This window comes from Clostridium sediminicola (assembly GCF_050402865.1).
GTDB lineage: Bacteria > Bacillota > Clostridia > Clostridiales > Clostridiaceae > Clostridium_AF > Clostridium_AF sediminicola.
Genome location: NZ_BAABMF010000004.1, coordinates 281,812 through 299,346, shown reverse-complemented (window position 1 = coordinate 299,346; position 17,535 = coordinate 281,812). Strand labels below are relative to the sequence as shown.

Genomic DNA, 17,535 nt, shown 5'->3' with positions numbered 1-17,535 from the left:
AGATAATGAAAGGAGTAATTTTAATTTTTTAATTCTTTAATTTTCTCTATAGGTAGTCCTGTTAACTTTTGTATTTGATTAATAGGCAAATTCATTAGAAGAGCATTCTTTGCAATCTCAATAGCCTTTTCATCCTTGCCTTGTTCCCTAGCACTCTTTTCCCTAGTTAATTGATCCATGATTTCTGCTTGTCTAGCCTCATATGCCATTCTAGTCTCTTTACTTTTACTAACTCTTTGTAGTATTTCGTACGCAATTTTAACGTTTTCATTTCTCTCTGCTAACATTTCCATTCCCTCCTTTGACTTCGCATCTATAAATTCAAGCCAATCTAAAATAGGGTCATCTATATCTTTTAAACTTTCTAATTTTGCAAGCTTTGGTAATTCTAAAAAATGAATTTCTAAAACATCCGTCAACTTATAACCTGTTTCATCTTCTAAAATATGAAACCTTGTGTGTATCTTATCTATTGGTATTCTCTCAAAATCAACAATATTTATCGTTATACACTTTTTAAGCTTATCATAAGTATCCCCTGGCTTCACTTGACTATTGTACATTTTTGACCAATAGAATAAAGTTCTTTCTGCCATAAACTCTGTAGGCAGTATCTGTATTTCTATATCAATATGCTCATTGTTCTTAGTTTTTACCCTTATATCTAAAATTCCTTTTTTATCCTCTTTGAATTCTCTTAATAATTCTGTATTTAATAATTCTATTTCTTTAAATTCTTCCTTTGATAATCTTAAAACTGCACTTAGAAATGCAATTGAATCACCTCGTAATTTTAAGATTTTATTTTAAAACAAAGCAAAGCTTATTTAAGTGAGTTTATTAATAAGTCTCTAAATATTCTTTACCTCTTTGCACCTTGGATAATTAGAACATCCATAAAACTTCTTACCTTTATTGGGTCCTCTTTTAGTTTCTCTAAGCACCATAGGAATATTACATTTAGGACATAGTGGTGTCTCATTTACTGTAGCTGCTTTTTCTTCTGTTGTTATGGTTTTCTTATTAGAAATGACCTTAGTATCAACCTGTTTTTGTATAGATTTCTGTACATTCTTAGTTATAACAGCTTTATTAGATTCCATAGTAACAGCTACCGCATCAATAGCTTCTTTCTTTGGATGCAAAACTGGCTCCAATTTTTCTTTAATTTCATTTAATTGATAAGCTTTCCTATTCGCAAATCTTATTAATGGCAAATTGGAAACTTTAAATACCTCATTAACAAATTTATCTCTTTCAATTCTATCTTTTCTACCATGAGATGAATCATCTAGCTCAATACCACAGATAGGCTTAAGATTATCTCTTCTACACAATAAAAAATCAACATGCTTTTTAGCAATCTTGTTAAAGTATGTAGCTTTCTCACTTAGGTCTTTTGATTTTACAAAGAAAATATCACTTAATCCTACTTTAGTACAAATAATTACCTCTCCTTGAAGTGCTTGTACTAAAACTTTATAAAAAGACAATTCAGCATTAGATAAAAAGTCATCCCTCTTTGCATAAGGAAGCTTTCCTTGCTTCTTAGGTTTAATTAATTTTAGAAATGGGAAAATAGCTGCTAAACAACCTGAATTATTTGATTTATTATTTTTCATTATGGTCTCCTTCTATATAAAAATCATATTTTACACTTTACTACTTAATTTTACATTATTGTATATAGTTTATCAATTACTCATACACTTCCCCATATTGTAAATTAATATTGAACAATTCCATATAATAGATTATTATTTAATTATTGGACAGGTTTCTTATTATTTATACTTATCACGAAAGAAGGGTACAAATGTTAAATATTATAGAGAAAGAAATACTCAATGAAATAAAATCCAAAGATATTGAACAAGCTAACGTAGCAAATGAAATAAAAAATAAATTGATTATAAACTCCAATGAAGGAAATCTACTTCATGAATTAGAAAAGTCATTAAAGGAATGTATTAGCTTTGATTTTAGCGTTGCTTTTATCAATTTTAGTGGGCTTCAACTCCTACTGGAAAGCTTTAAAGAGTTAGACGAAAAAAAGATAAGTGGAAAAATAATTACTTCAACTTATCTTAACTTCACAGATCCAAAAGCCTTAGAAAAAATAAAACGATTTGAAAATATTGATTTAAAGATATTTGTAGCAACCAAAGATTTAGGTTTTCACACAAAAGTATATATATTTGAATATGAAGAAGATTATAAAATTATAATTGGCTCCTCAAACATAACTCAAAGAGCTTTAAAAAGTAATATAGAATGGAATGTACAGGTTATTTCTAAAAAAGATCACCATTTTGTTCAGAATGTATTAAAAGAATATAAAAATCTATGGAACCGCACTGATGTTGTTGACGAAAACTTTTTAGCTGAATATGAGAAATATATAAAAGAGTTAAAGAAAATAAAAAAAACTCAAACAAAAGAATTTGTATATGAGAAGCCTATCGTCCCAAACACAATGCAAATGAAAGCTATAGAAAATCTAAATAGATTGAGGGATCACAATGAAAACAAGGCATTAGTTATTTCAGCTACTGGTACTGGTAAAACATATATGTCTGCATTTGATGTTAACAATTTCAATCCAGATAGGATGCTTTTTATAGTTCACAGAGAAGAAATTTTACGAAAAGCAAAAGATACTTTTGAAAAACTAATGGGTCCTACTAAAATATCTATGGGCTTATTTACAGGTAATTCAAAAGATAAAGAGACAGATTATTTATTCTCAACAATCCAAACTATGTCTAGGCATTTTGATGAATTTAGTGAAAACACTTTTGACTACATAATAATTGATGAAGCTCACCATGCTTCAAGTCCTAGCTATCAAAAAATCTTAGAATACTTTAAACCGCAATTTCTTTTAGGAATGACAGCTACTCCTGAAAGATGTGATAATGCAAATATATTTGAAATCTTTGATAATAATGTAGCTTTAGAAGTTAGATTACATGATGCTCTTGAAGATGATCTTGTAATTCCCTTCCACTACTTTGGAATAACAGATATAAAAGATGTGGATTTAAGCTTTATTAATCTAGATAATATTCAGGAGCTTACCAAAAGATTAAGCATAAATAAACGTGTTGACTTCATTATTGAAAAGATGAATTTTTATAGCTATGATGGAGAGAAACGAAAATGCTTGGGCTTTTGTGCCAGTGTAGAACATGCTCAATATATGGCTGATGAGTTTAATAAAAGAGGCATAAACAGTACTTACTTAACTGGAGATAATTCAGTAAATGAAAGAGAAAAATACATAAACAAATTAGAATCTGATGAAGATGAATTAGAAGTGATCTTTGTTATAGATATTTTTAATGAAGGGGTTGATATCCCATCTATAAACAGTGTTTTAATGTTAAGACCAACAGAATCACCAATTATATTCATTCAGCAATTAGGTAGAGGACTTAGAAAACATGAAAACAAAAACTTCTTAACTGTGCTAGATTTTATCGGGAATCACAACAAAGCTTTCTTAATTGCAATTGCATTAAATGGACAAAGATATTATGACAAAGACAGCTTAAGAGTTGCCTTATGTACTGGTTTTCCAAATCTACCAGGATGCACTCATATTCAGATGGATAAAATATCTCAAGAAAGAATATTGGCTCAAATCGAGAATGAGAACTTTAATTCTATGAAATATCTTAAAGAAGAATACTTTGAGTTCAAGAAAATGAATGGTGGTAAAACACCAAAATACTTATTAGATTATATTAAATATGAAGGTTCACCTGATCCTACTCGCTTCATTGATAGAGAAAAATCTTATCTTCATTTTGTTGCAAAGGTTGAAAAAGATGAGGAATTAAAAAACCTCTTGGATGATGGGATATTTACAAGTATATTGAAAGATTTATCAAGCTACTTACCCTTAAAAAGAATTCATGAATTTAGTATATTAAAATATTTATTAAACCATTCTGAAATAACTGTAGCTGCTGCAAAAGAAGAAGTCCTAAAATATTTAGAAAATATTAATAAGGATAGTGTAAAACACGCTTTTGAATGTTTGAATGGAGATTATCTTGATTCTGGTCAAAAGAGTAGAAAAATAAACCTAATTAATTATGAAGATGAAAAATTAAAGATAAGTGCAAATTTAAAATATGTACTGAATAACGATACTTATAAAGCCTATATAGAAGATGTTATAAACTACGGAATTATTAGATATAGAAAAGAATTTGGTGCAGAAAACTATGGTATTCCATTCTTTAAGCTATATGAACAATACAGCATGATAGACATTGCCCTGCTATCAAATTATAGGAAAATTCATAGTTCTTTTAGGGGCAGCGGACTGCTTGTGAATGGCAATGATTATTTCTTATTTATTGACTTACATAAAGAAGCTGACGTAAAAGAAAGTATAAACTACAATGACAAGTTCATAAGTAATGAAATATTTCAATGGCAAACACCAAATAGTACCTCAACTACTTCAGATAGAGGTAAAAATATAATCGATAATAAAAATAGAAATATTAATCTACATTTATTCATTAGAAAATACAAAGAAATAGATAGAAAAATCCAACCATATATTTATATTGGTAGAGGGGATGCCATAAAACACCATGGGGAAAAACCTATAACAGTTATAATGAAATTACAAAATGAAGTTCCATCAAAAATTTATACTGAATTTATTAATGATGTAAGACCACTAAAGGAAAAGGACATGTTTTAGAGAATTATTTATTTCGTATAGTTTCGAAAACAATTCTAAATCTAATTTAACTAATGAAGCTAAAATTTCCTAACTCGCAAGCTCAAACAAGGAAATTTCTTACGCTTCATGAGTTAAATTAAATAAGAATTGTAAATTCTCACTATAATGAACTCAATAATTCAAAACATATCCTAGCGATACTAAAGGAAGTTTTAAATGAATGAAAAACATATTCATTTAAAACAATCTAAAAAAAAGATAGTATTCTCTAAGGAGTACTATCTTTCATTTACTAATTTATCTACAGTGGAAATATCCGCTGGTGCCCATTTTAGAGATTCTAAATTTTCTCTTTTTAACCATATCAATTTTGAATGCTCAGAAGCTACTGGCTCTCCACTTTTTATTCTGCATTTTAGTGTTATAAGATTTACAATAATTTTATCGTATTCGTATGTAGTATCATAAAATACTTCTCCGCTTTCTATAATACAACCTAGCTCTTCATCAATTTCTCTTACTATAGCTTGGCCTAATTCCTCATCTTTTTCAACTTTACCGCCTGGAAATTCCCACATGTTTGGTAAACTCATTTCAGGAGAACGCAAAGCACATAATATTTCATTATTATCATTTTCAATAATTGCACCAACAACTTTAATAGTTTTTTTCATGTAATCACCCTAAGTTAGGGTATCATAAATTTTATCTAAATTCAATGTTATGGTTACTTATCATCCTCACATTCCCACTCAGTCCAATATGCTACATCTCTCTTATATAATTCGATATACTCATCTTCTGTTATTTCTTTATGTAAGCATTCATCTGTACAATAGTAATCTTCGCCATCGCCAATGCAATATCCTTCCCTCATATTGCTGCCACAAACTGAACAAATTCACATAGTAAAACTCCTTTCTGTCTTGATTATATCAGATGATGAAAGGAGTTTTTTTGATTTACTGGATCATAAATGCATTATTTGATTATTATTCATCATTTCATCAATGTTTATATAAAGCTTTTGGGGCACGTAGTGTCCCAGTTGCTAAATGAGGCCATGTAATGGCCGAAGTTTCTCTTAATACTCCAAATGATTAATTTATTTTATATTTTTATAAAACTATTATAAAATCAAATTTTTAAATATTATAATTACTTTTATTTGATTATTTTTTTTTTATCATTATCTTTTGTCACTGAAAAAATTTTACCTCCGCGTACTTACGAATCCTTTAGGTTGAGCATACTAAAGACTTATTAAAAAGTTATTTTTAATTCTTCCGCATAATCATAAGATATTAACTCATCAATATTACATTCAATCCATCCTCTTTCTTCATGAGATTTATTTGATATTTCTCCACAGCTCATGTTTTGAAATTTATTTATTACCTTATCAATAATCTCCAATTCTTCCTCTGAAAACATAGACATATCATAATTTTTTCTGCTTAATATTTTTGTTTTAATTGATCCATCATAATTCAAAGTTTCTGCTTTATAATATTTACAATCAAGTAAATTTATGATATCTTCGTATCCTTTCTCTTCAATTACTGGTCCAAATTGTTGTTTTACATACCTGAGCCCTGTTATTGACCTTACGTTTTCTTCAAAGCATTCAAAATCAATATACCATAAATACTTATTCAAACTGGTTTTATGAAGATTATTAACCTTATCTGCAATATAGCCAATAAGGTTTTCAACTCTTTCCAGATCAAACCTTCTAAAGCCATTATTAATATCTTCTGAATGTTCAAGCTTCGATTTTATAATAAGCTTTGCATAATTTCGTATTGCACTGCCAAAAACATTTTTTAGCTTATTATAAGTTTTATCATTTATTCTTCCAACGTTATGTGCTTCCTCAGCCTTCTCTTTAAATAATTCTTCATTCGTCATTATTGTTTTTAAAATATCACTATGACTTTGACTTGGTAAGGCTCCTCTTTCATATCTATTAATTGTCATTTTTCCCCATCCAAGTATTGATACAAGTTCTCTTTGTGAAATATCATATTTTTCTCTTAGTTTTACAATATCTTCTTCTGAAACTATACCTGATAGTTTTCTATATTGTTTATAGAGTTCTTTTAAATTTTCACTTTCAATTTCCGATACAAATATATCATCACCACATTCTGTACATACAGCTATAGTCTCTTTTACATTAACCTTTACACCTTTATATTCCTGTATTAAATTCTTTCTTGTAGTATACTCCACCTCTCTGTTGCATTTTGGACAAAATGCTTTTTTCATTATTATCTCCCCTATCTAGGTACTAAATTATAAATTTAATATATTAAAATCAATTTTTATTTGTACTCTATTTTTTTTAATTTGTTAATAATCATCTTCGTGAAATGATATACATATAACCTCGTCTGGAGGATTATATCTTATTTTTATATATGTAATTACCTCATCTATAACATCTGTTTTAAAAATATATATGTCACCTTCATAACCATCTCTATCCGCTTCTGGTCCACCTACGCAATCTCGATAACTTAAATTAAAAATAACTTCTTTGATATCCTCTGGAATCATTAATCCCTTATCTTTTATAAAATCCATATTTTTTGTTCTTTCAGCTAAAGTAAACTTTCCTTTTACGATTTCCTTTTTTACACTTTTTAAAAAACTTTTTATAAAAGAAATTCTTATATCTGTTATCTCGGAATTCTTTCTGTAAATATCAAACGCCTTCTTTCTGTTCATCGTGAGATGTATATACTATTATTATAGCATTTTTTTTGAAAAGTGCCACTATTTGAAGGCAGTTTTTATTTTTATTTTGAACCTAAATTTAAGATTTTATACTTACTTTTATAAAGAATCCTGATATAACAATTTTTATTATAAGTATTTAATTTATTTTTACATAAATATAAAAATAAGAAACGTTTGTAAAAAAGTTATGTCTAAATTTAGACTTAACAAAAAAGCAGTAGTGATACTGCTTTTTAATTATTTATAAAGACAATTTCTAATGATAGATTAGAACATAAATTAAATTAATAATCATCTTCACTTCCTTAATCACCTATTAGAAATATTAACACCCTAACCATTTCCGAAGAATTTTCACTTAAATTTGCACTTACGCATACTTTCTTATTTGTATACATATACTATGTATACAAATAAGAAAAGGAGGGTTAGAATGAATAATTATTTATTTTTAGGTGTTATATTTTTAATTCTATTATTTTCAAAAGTTAGTATTAATCTTATTAATATCAGAGAAATTGAGATTAATATCAAACTTAAACTTTTGAAATAAAATTTTTAAGTATAAATAATATATTGCCATATATGTGGTAATATATTGTACCGAATATAACCTAAAACAAATTAATACTCATTCTAATCCAATAAAATAAACTTAAAATATCCTATTAATCTACTTTTAACTAGGATATTTTAAGTTTTTGGCATATTTTTAATAAGTTACTCTTTTCAAAATAGAATTATTTTCTCTATATATCTCATTTGAAACCTTCAATACACTTCTATGATCCCCTAAAGGATGTTCAATACCATAAGTTTTATTAAAACTTATGGTATTGAAAAAACTAAATTAAATTAAATACAGTAATTCTTCTTCACAATATCTGGAAGGTCATCAATAATCTCACCTAATTCTTTTATAAATTCTTCATATGTTATAGTTTGATCATAATCATTGAATGACTTTGGAGATATATCAAAAATAAGAAGGAAATCTTCATTTTTATTTTGAAGTTTTGAATATGTTATTAGTTTTAATATTGAATATGGATTTGATGTAAATGGAATCATAACTTCGAAATCTGAGGTTACAACATTATTGTGAGTGTGCCATTCTTTAGGTATTTCATTAGTCAACATAACCCATGCTTCGCCAGATAGCTTAGTATATTTTTTATTTTCTTTATCTATATCAAATATTAATCCCAATTCCTTACAGTATTCAAATTCATCTTTATAATACTCTAAAACGAAATCTAATTTTTCTTTATCAATCCATTTATTAGCATTTCCCTGCATTTTCTCTATTATATTTAATAAATTCTTTATATCCTCAATATTTTTTGATTGTTTCTCACTAATATCCTTGTATAAATCAAAAATATTATTACTATCTATCCAATCTCTTACTTTTTCTTTATTTAAATTATAATCGTTTACTCCAATAAAATTTTTCGAAATCATAAAAGACTTTAATAATTTATTTTTACTCTCAAGTTTTTTAAGTTCCCTGGAATTAAGATTATCTTTATGAATTATTAGATTAATATATAATATTAATTTTAAGAAATATGAATATTTTACTTCAATAATAAAATCATCAATTTCGCATACAAACTCTTCCCTAAAAATCTCTCGAAAAATAATTGAAGTCTCTTCAGGTATATACTTTCCTTTATAAAGCAATCCTAGTTCTTTTAAGAATATTTTATTTTTATTACTAATAATGCTTGGACTAAAGCCAAAAGCTAATCTTTTTAAATCTAAAATCATGCTTTTATCTAATTTAATCTTATTAGGTGATTTATCCCCATCTGTAATCCACTTTAACTCTTTTCTAACTGTTAATCGTCGTGTTTCTAAACGTTTTTTTAATTCATGTTTATGGATATTTTTATCTTTTTCTTCATCCATTAATCCGTAATTTAGTGCTATATTTTTTAATTCATCACTATTTAATTCATCTAGCAATTCTCTGATTTTCAATCCTATCCCTCAATTCATCTAAACTTAAAATAATATATTTAAAACCATAATTAAGCATTTTTTTCATTGTTTTATAATAAGTTGCTTCTTCTTTGGAATCCTTTATTATTAATGCATAGTAATATCCTTTTTTTTCACAATCCAATGGATTACTACTCTTTAATTTGCCAATTCTTATATATTCATCTCTACTAGATTCACCCCTTATTGCTAACGTAATCATTGTATCAATGTCATTTAGTTGCAATCTTTCGATAATTTGAGTAGCTACAAGTTTTTTAATTATTCCTGCATTAAAATCTAAAACAATATTTTTAAATTCTTCTTCATTCAAATTTTTTCCTACACCATATAAAAGTTTACTATCGCCACAGTACTTATTAATCTCTTTTGCTACATGTATAAAATGTGAATAATATATTTTTTTGTCTTGCTTCATATGTTCGATAATTCTTAATGCCTCAATTTTCTTTTCTAAATTTTGAAGTACTATTTGCTTTAAATCATTTTCTCCTTTAACTGGTTTAAAATCTTTAATTGGCAATAAAACCAAGTTACATTCAACTGGAATTTGACCATATTTATATTCCATTTCATTAAGTGTGATATTAAAAAGTTTGGGACCAATTGCTCTATATATTTTTTCTTCTTTACCATCTCTCTCAATATATGATCCTAGAGCCAATTTAAATTTAGATGATATATATACCGTCTTTTTATTTTTAGTTGTAGGTAGTTTCCGTGCATCATCATATATTATTAAACCCCATTTATTCTGATACTTTTCAGTTAATAAATTTTGTGCTTCATCATATTTATATATATCTATAAATCCTTTATTTTCTGAGTTCATAATAATATCTTCCTGATAATTGGTTTTTTCTCTAATTTGATCTACCCAATTTTCATAACTATAATCATTTTGCACTATAATTAAAGTTTTTACTTTCAATTTTTCTATAACTTTAAGTCCAATAATTGTTTTACCTGAACCCGGAGGCATTGTTACAATTCCTCTTGCATTAACTTTATTATTCTTCAAATTAAATATTTTTTCTAATCCAAATTCTTGATATCGGTACAGACTACAATTGACCTTAAAATCTAATGCACGCTCTTCTAAAGCTCCATTAACCTCAACTATATACATATTTAACTTTAAAATTTTTCTCTTTATTAACTCAATATCTTTTAAATCCAATTTCAATCTATGCTCGTCCATTTTAACAACAGTTATCTTTGCCTTATCCAATTCTTCTTCAATAAGGCTTACTACATCTTCTTTTCCTAAAATAACTATATTATTACTTACATGCATCTCCACTGTCCAAAATTCTCGTATCTTTTTGCCAATGTATTCTTTAATTTTCTTTGATATTTTGTTCTTAGAATATTTACTCAATGTTTCAACAATAAATTCTTTACTGATACTTAGTGCAGCCGCTGACCAAAGTGAATCCGAATCTACAACGTATGTATGTATTCTGTGAGGAGATTTTACTAAGGTTGCAAACAAATATATTTGCGACTCCGCTTCATATACTACGCTATTTTTAGAAATATCATCTTGGTAAATATAAATCTTCCTATCATTATTTACAGCAATACATCTTCTTTCCACATTTAACTCCATTCATATTTCTTTCATTATATTTTATGTGTTTTTCTAGATTAATATAACAATTAACAAATTAAATTAGTCTCAAGACCCACTTAACATTCACTAGAGTTATTTCATCTAACTAAAAACCCAGTATTTCTTTACAATACTGGGCAATTTTTCACTATTAAATTAGTGGTGGAAATTCTAGAATTACTACCAAAATCGAGAAGTAGCTGATACCTTAGTGGAACAAACTTATTTGGTCCACTTGTTTCATTTATAACCTTGGACAATTTTACCATGTTCCCCCAAGGGTCTGCCCCCATAACGAAGGAGGCTTATCTGAGTGAGTTTGCTCATACTCATCCCTCTTTTCTTATTAAACTCATTCTATCACTACAAGTTCTAATCAGCAATTAGAATAAAATATTTCACAATCTATTTACTGAAATATCCTAACATGATATACTCAAAGAAACATTACGTACGTAACAAGGAGAAATTCAAATGAACTTCAATTATAGATTTCCTGCAATACGTGGATACCAAGCTGGTAAAGAGTTCTTTTCCATTATCTGTCCACTAGATGTACTTAGTAAACTTTTTACATTTTATAATAATGAGATACCTCAAGAATTCAGAGCGCAAAGGGTTATTAACGAAAAAAGAATACCTGAGATATCAAACTATATTCTTAATAATGCAGACAACTATGTGTTTTCTTCTATTACTGCATCCATTGATGGAGATTACAACTTTATTTCGTCCAATAATGTAGATGATAACATTGGAATGCTAGAAGTCTCAATGACAAGTAGTCTTCTAATTAATGATGGCCAACATAGAAAGGCTGCTATAGATGAAGCCCTAAATGAAAATCCTACGCTTAAAAACGAAAGCATATCTGTTGTATTATTTGTTGATCAAGGATTAAAACGCAGTCAACAAATGTTTTCAGATTTAAATAAACATGCTGTAAAAGTTTCAAAATCATTAGGTATTCTCTATAACCATAGAGATCCAAAAATTCAGTTCTTGAAAGAATTCTTAGATCAAAACAAAGAGTTCAACGTAATACTTGATAAAAGCCATGATGTCATTGCTAAGAAATCAAATAAGCTATTTTCATTGAATAACTTTAATACTGCCTTTGAACGTTCATATAACCATATTGAACTGAAAGATCATAATGACTTAAAAAAGTTCGTCATTGATTATTGGAATTACCTTTCAAAGGATTTCAAAGAATGGTCATTCGTTATAAACAAAGAATCCAGTGCGTACCATGCAAGACAAAACTCTGTTGCTGTATATGGTATCGTACTAGAATCTTTAGCTCTACTTTGTTATTATATGTATTCTGAGAATATTACTTCTTGGAAGTCAACATTAAGAAAACTAAACAAAATTGACTGGTGTAAATCAAATCAAGATGATTGGTTAAACCGTTGTATGCTTGAAAACGGATCAATGCATAAGTCAACTAAGTTTATATATAGAACATATTACAGAATAAAAGAACTACTTGATTTTGAACTGACTGAATCAGAATTAGCTCATGATCAAGATCTTAGAAAGGAAGTTTAAGATGGCAATAAATCTTATTCAAGAGCATGGCAAAGAAACTGTCATGAATCAAATATATAAAGAAATCCAACGAGTTTATCTTTCAGATACTCGCCCATGGGTAATTGGATATTCTGGTGGTAAAGATAGTACATTAACAGCAATGGTTGTTTTTGAAGCTATCAGTCAGTTACCTGAAGAACAACGATCAAAGGAAATCCACATAGTATCCTCAGATACTATGGTCGAGAATCCTCTTATCCTAAATTATCTTCAGAAAAATATTGATATGATGAATGACTTTTCTAAAGAGTCTCACCTAAATATCTATTCAAAATTAGTTAAACCTGAAACCTCTGAAACTTTCTGGTCCTTGTTGCTAGGAAAAGGTTATCCATCACCTAGACAGAAATTTAGATGGTGTACACATCGACTTAAGATTAAACCAATCGATGTATACATTAACCAGTTAGCAATAAAACATGGTTCAGTTGTAGTTGTATTAGGTGTTAGGAGCGCAGAAAGCAACTCTAGAAAGTCTTCTATAGAAGAACACACCATCGATGGAAAAACACTAAAAACACATACAACCAATAGTAATGCTTTCGTTTATGCACCGATTGAGCATTTATCAAACGATGATGTATGGGCTAGTTTATTAAACACCCATACTCCATGGGGATTTGACAATAATTTATTACTTTCTCTATATCGAGATGCCTCTGATGAGTCTGAATGTCCTGTTCAACAGGATGTTAATGCCCCTTCATGTGGACAGAGTCGATTTGGATGTTGGGTTTGTACTGTAGTTGTAAAAGATAAATCTTTAACTGGTTTCATATACACTGGGTACGAAGAACTTGAACCTTTACTTGAATTTCGTAATACCCTTGTTGAATTACGTGAGAATCCTGAATATCGACAGAACTACCGTATGAATGGAAAGATTTACTACGTTGGTTCAGAAGAAAATGGACGTCGTGGTTTAGGACCTTTTAGTCTTGAAGGACGCAAAAAATTAATGCGAAGTTTGCTCAATGCTCAAGTAGAATTTAACAAGATACTTAAGTATGCTGAAAAAATGCGTTTCACTATTAATCAAGATGAGTACTACGAATTAATTACTAAAGATGAACTTGAATATATCAGAGAGTTATGGATTGAAGAAGGAGACTGGGCTGATTCACTACCATCTATGTATGAGGAAATAATCGGAAAACCTTTCTATTCAGGATACATAAATCAACCATTTATTAGCCAATCAGATGAATCTATTCTTGAATCCATATGCTCAGATGTAGACATTGATACTGTCCTAATCAAGTCATTGATTACACTTGAGAACAAATACTTAGGACTTAATACAAGAACAGCTATATATAATAAAATTGATAAGATCTTAAACCAAGACATCGTTCACGAAGAGATCTTAGAATTGCATAGGAGAGATAGTAATGAGACTAAAACAACTGACAATCAATAACTTTGGAATATATATAGATGAGAACACCTTTTCTTTTCCATATTCAAATGACAAAAAGGTCTCTATTGTTATAGGCAAAAATGGTGCTGGTAAAACAACTTTTCTTAATGCAATAAAAATCTGTTTATTTGGTTCAATGATACTTAAGAATAGAACTATTACTAAGAGTTACAAAGATTTTATTATGGATAAATTAAACAAGGATGCTCTCAAAGAAACCATTCCAAGATTTGGTGTCAAGGCTACTTTTATATCCCGAGTCCATAATTATGATGGAGAATTTACAATTGAAAGAACCTGGGATGTTTCCAATAGTTTTAAGGAATCCGTTTATATGAAACGTAATGGAAAATCCTTAACAGATGATGAGCAAACTTCATTCTTCAACGCTTTGTATCATGCATTTCCATTGGACTTGTTTGAACTTTTCTATCTTGATGGTGAAAAAATAGATCAACTTAGTGTTCTCAACTCCAATATCTTCACTTTAATAGAATCTTCCATTAACATAGATCTATTTAAGAAGTTAAGAAGTGATCTCTTAACTTATGCCTCAAAAAGAGTCAATAGCAAGAAAATTGCTCAAATCACAGAGCGCAAAGAAGAATTAGAATTAAAACGTACTGAGCTGAATCAGTTAATCCAAGATACCTATCATAGTAATGACTTGTTGCATAAAAATATTGATTCAAAAGCAGATGAAATTAAAAACCTACGTGATTCGCTTCACATTAAGAGCTTCAATATTAGCTCTGTTGAAATGAATCGTATTGAAAGTAACATCAATGATTTAAAAAGATCAATAGAAGATGACCTTATCAAATATTTACCTTATACACTTGTTACAAACCAACTGTCTACTCTACTTGATCACATACTCAAAGAATATGATCAAAATAAAAACACTATAGTTACAGGTGCTTTAAACTCAAAAGAGTTATCTGCTTATTTAAAGGAACAGAATGCTTTCGATAAAGCAAGAGATCTTATCGAGCAAATATGTGCCTTCTATCCAACTGATAATGAAGATCTCATCCACAAATTGAGTGATGATGATTTCTATTCTCTGAAGGCTAAAGTTACAAACTTACTTAATTTTAATAAAGTAAAGTTAATCGATAAAATGAAGAAATTAGACTCCCTTGAACAAGAATATTCTGACCTATCTTCAAATGCAGCAGAAATTGAAGCACTTAAGTCAGCTGGTCAGTTAGATCATCTTCTTTCTCTACAATCTGAACTCAATGATTTTGAGTTAACTCAAAAGGAAAATGATGAAACTATATTGATTAACGAAGCCAAAATTAGCAATTTGGATAATGAACTTAAGGCACTAGAAAATGAACTATGGACGCAACTCAAAAAAAGCAATATCACAAATGTATTAGACCAAATCCATACAGTCCTTGATCAGTACATTAATCAAATAAAAGCTAAAAAAATAAAAGAAATCGAACATCATACTAAAACAATGTTTGATAGGTTAATTCGTAAAAAAGGATTTATCAATGACTTCAAGATTGAAAACGATGCTATCTACCTAATGGATAAGAATAACAATAAGTTAAATCACTCCAACCTTTCAGCTGGTGAAAAACAACTCTTTGTTTTATCTCTGCTCTATGCTGTATTGCAGTCCTCTGAAAGAAGAGTTCCATTAATGTTTGATACACTTCTCGGCCGACTTGATGAAGAACATCGAGATAATGTATTCAAAGAATTTATCAGTTCTTGTCCTGACCAAGTGATTATTCTAGCAACAGATAGCGAACTTTCAAATATTGACAAAGAATATCTTACTTCAATAACTAATACAGAATATACTATTGATTTTAGCAAATCAGAAAACCAAATGACGGAGGTAAGAGCTTAATGAAAACCAAAATTAATGTTTCATCAAAATCCGATGAAATCTTATCCAAAATTAAAAGTAAGTTTAATATAAGACCCAATATTATATGTAGATATGCCATACTTCTTTCATTAAGAGTTGATGAAGAACCAAAAGTATGTATTGATAACAGTGGTCGTGAATTTAACAGAATAACATTAACCGGTGATGACGACCTAATCTTGCGTGAGCTAATTAAAATGCATTACAATGCGTTTATTTCTGACGATGAATATATGGATGTATTACTTAAATCCCATCTTGAAAGAGGATTAACGATGTTATCGAACAATATTATCCAAGCAAAAAGCTTTGATAATTACCTATATCAATTAATTACGAATGGAGAATTAGCTTAATGATTTATTTAGACAATGCGTCTACTACTCCAATAGATCCTGAAGTTTTAGACGTTATGATTGATTATTTAAAAAATGAATATGGTAATCCCTCATCCAAATACTATCCTCAGGCAATCAGTGCTCAAGAAGCATTAAAGAACTCAAGAAAACAAGTAGCTGCGCTGATAGGCTGTGAGCCAGAACATGTTATTTTCACAAGTGGAGCTACAGAGAGCAATAACTTTATTATTAAAGGAGTAGCTGAAAAATATAAACGTAAAGGTAATCATATTATTACAAGTAAAATTGAGCATAAATCTGTTCTAGAAACGAGTAAACATCTTGAGAAACAAGGATATACTGCTACATATGTCAGCAATGATGAACTTGGTCGTGTTAATGTTGACGAAATTGAAGCAGCGATAACTGACGATACTATTCTTGTAAGTATCATGTGGGGCAACAATGAAATTGGTACATTGAACGATATTGAAGCAATCTCTCAATTATGCAAATCGAAAAAGGTTCTTTTCCATACAGATGCTACTCAAGTTATAGGGAAAATCGATGTTAATGTTTCCTCATTACCTATTGACTTCCTTTCTATGTCCGGGCATAAAATCTATGGACCAAAAGGTGTCGGTGTTGCTTATGTTGGTCCAGACAAACTCGGTTTGAGGCATCGTTTACCCTCTCTATTAGACGGTGGCGGACAAGAATACACACTTAGAGCTGGCACTCATTCTATGCATAATATTGTTGGATTAGGGAAGGCAGCTGAAGTAGCAAAATCAAAGATGAACAAATATGTACCTATACTCATTGAACTTGAAAAACAACTAAAAAATTCATTACTAAAAGTCAGACCTGATATCACGTTCAATGGAGACCAAGACAATAAAATACCGGGATTATTAAGTATTAATATCCCCGGCATTAATAATGAGTTGTTTTCTAAACAGATAAGTGAGTCTATCGCAATAAGTACTGGAAGTGCATGTAGTATCGGTGAGGGCAGTTATGTTCTATCATCGCTTCATATTAACCAACATGAAACACTCCGAATAACATTGAACAAGTATACTGATAATATAAATGAAATCATAAAAGTACTATCTTCTTTTCTGTAAAACAAGTGTAGAGCTTACATACTATTTTAATATTTGTAGGCTCTACTCTCTACACATTTATTACTTATACTTAATACAAGAA

Annotated in this window: 14 protein-coding genes; 6 read left to right on the top strand and 8 right to left on the bottom strand. The window is 28.9% G+C overall.

What is annotated here, in order from left to right; all coding sequences use genetic code 11:
- Positions 1-20: 20 nt before the first annotated feature.
- Together ACQ3F0_RS10120 and ACQ3F0_RS10115 are read right to left on the bottom strand one after the other, a co-directional pair.
- Positions 21-776 (bottom strand): Rpn family recombination-promoting nuclease/putative transposase, encoded by a 756-nt coding sequence (locus tag ACQ3F0_RS10120; RefSeq protein WP_428865177.1) that lies wholly within the window; start codon positions 774-776, stop codon positions 21-23.
- Between the two features lie 75 nt (positions 777-851).
- A complete protein-coding gene (locus tag ACQ3F0_RS10115) occupies positions 852-1,622 on the bottom strand; it encodes a DUF2726 domain-containing protein (RefSeq protein WP_428865112.1) in 771 nt (256 codons plus the stop codon).
- Positions 1,623-1,816: 194 nt separating this feature from the next.
- Between ACQ3F0_RS10115 and ACQ3F0_RS10110 the strand changes: the two genes are divergently transcribed.
- Positions 1,817-4,726: a DEAD/DEAH box helicase gene (locus ACQ3F0_RS10110; protein WP_428865111.1), complete on the top strand. Its 2,910-nt coding sequence runs from the start codon at positions 1,817-1,819 to the stop codon at positions 4,724-4,726.
- A gap of 260 nt (positions 4,727-4,986) precedes the next feature.
- On the opposite strand, the gene ACQ3F0_RS10105 is transcribed toward ACQ3F0_RS10110, so the two are convergent.
- From ACQ3F0_RS10105 to ACQ3F0_RS10080, 6 genes are all read right to left on the bottom strand, one after another.
- A complete protein-coding gene (locus ACQ3F0_RS10105) occupies positions 4,987-5,382 on the bottom strand; it encodes a (deoxy)nucleoside triphosphate pyrophosphohydrolase (protein ID WP_428865110.1) in 396 nt (131 codons plus the stop codon).
- Positions 5,383-5,435: 53 nt separating this feature from the next.
- A complete protein-coding gene (locus tag ACQ3F0_RS10100) occupies positions 5,436-5,585 on the bottom strand; it encodes a hypothetical protein (protein WP_428865109.1) in 150 nt (49 codons plus the stop codon).
- 386 nt (positions 5,586-5,971) lie between these two features.
- Positions 5,972-6,979 (bottom strand): type II TA system antitoxin MqsA family protein, encoded by a 1,008-nt coding sequence (locus ACQ3F0_RS10095; protein WP_428865108.1) that lies wholly within the window; start codon positions 6,977-6,979, stop codon positions 5,972-5,974.
- Between the two features lie 84 nt (positions 6,980-7,063).
- The gene (locus ACQ3F0_RS10090) at positions 7,064-7,441 is read right to left on the bottom strand and encodes a hypothetical protein (RefSeq protein WP_428865107.1); all 378 of its coding nucleotides are present in this window, start codon (positions 7,439-7,441) and stop codon (positions 7,064-7,066) included.
- Between the two features lie 867 nt (positions 7,442-8,308).
- Entirely contained in the window at positions 8,309-9,439 is a 1,131-nt protein-coding gene (locus tag ACQ3F0_RS10085) for a hypothetical protein (RefSeq protein WP_428865106.1), read from the bottom strand.
- The gene (locus tag ACQ3F0_RS10080) at positions 9,414-11,060 is read right to left on the bottom strand and encodes a helicase-associated domain-containing protein (protein WP_428865105.1); all 1,647 of its coding nucleotides are present in this window, start codon (positions 11,058-11,060) and stop codon (positions 9,414-9,416) included. The genes ACQ3F0_RS10085 and ACQ3F0_RS10080 overlap by 26 nt, the downstream gene beginning before the upstream one ends.
- 489 nt (positions 11,061-11,549) lie before the next feature.
- Between ACQ3F0_RS10080 and dndB the strand changes: the two genes are divergently transcribed.
- From dndB to ACQ3F0_RS10055, 5 genes are read left to right on the top strand one after another with little or no spacing between them, the layout of a single operon-like run.
- Positions 11,550-12,629 carry a DNA sulfur modification protein DndB gene (gene dndB / locus ACQ3F0_RS10075; RefSeq protein ID WP_428865104.1) on the top strand — a complete coding sequence of 360 codons (1,080 nt, stop codon included), beginning with the start codon at positions 11,550-11,552 and terminating at the stop codon, positions 12,627-12,629.
- Position 12,630: 1 nt separating this feature from the next.
- The gene (gene dndC / locus ACQ3F0_RS10070) at positions 12,631-14,091 is read left to right on the top strand and encodes a DNA phosphorothioation system sulfurtransferase DndC (protein WP_428865103.1); all 1,461 of its coding nucleotides are present in this window, start codon (positions 12,631-12,633) and stop codon (positions 14,089-14,091) included.
- Positions 14,063-15,964, top strand: a complete 1,902-nt coding sequence (gene dndD / locus ACQ3F0_RS10065; RefSeq protein WP_428865102.1) for a DNA sulfur modification protein DndD — start codon at positions 14,063-14,065, stop codon at positions 15,962-15,964. Before dndC ends, dndD begins: the two co-directional genes overlap by 29 nt.
- Positions 15,964-16,341 (top strand): DndE family protein, encoded by a 378-nt coding sequence (locus ACQ3F0_RS10060; protein WP_428865101.1) that lies wholly within the window; start codon positions 15,964-15,966, stop codon positions 16,339-16,341. Before dndD ends, ACQ3F0_RS10060 begins: the two co-directional genes overlap by 1 nt.
- Positions 16,341-17,453, top strand: a complete 1,113-nt coding sequence (locus ACQ3F0_RS10055; protein ID WP_428865100.1) for a cysteine desulfurase family protein — start codon at positions 16,341-16,343, stop codon at positions 17,451-17,453. The genes ACQ3F0_RS10060 and ACQ3F0_RS10055 overlap by 1 nt, the downstream gene beginning before the upstream one ends.
- The last annotated feature ends 82 nt before the right edge of the window (positions 17,454-17,535 follow it).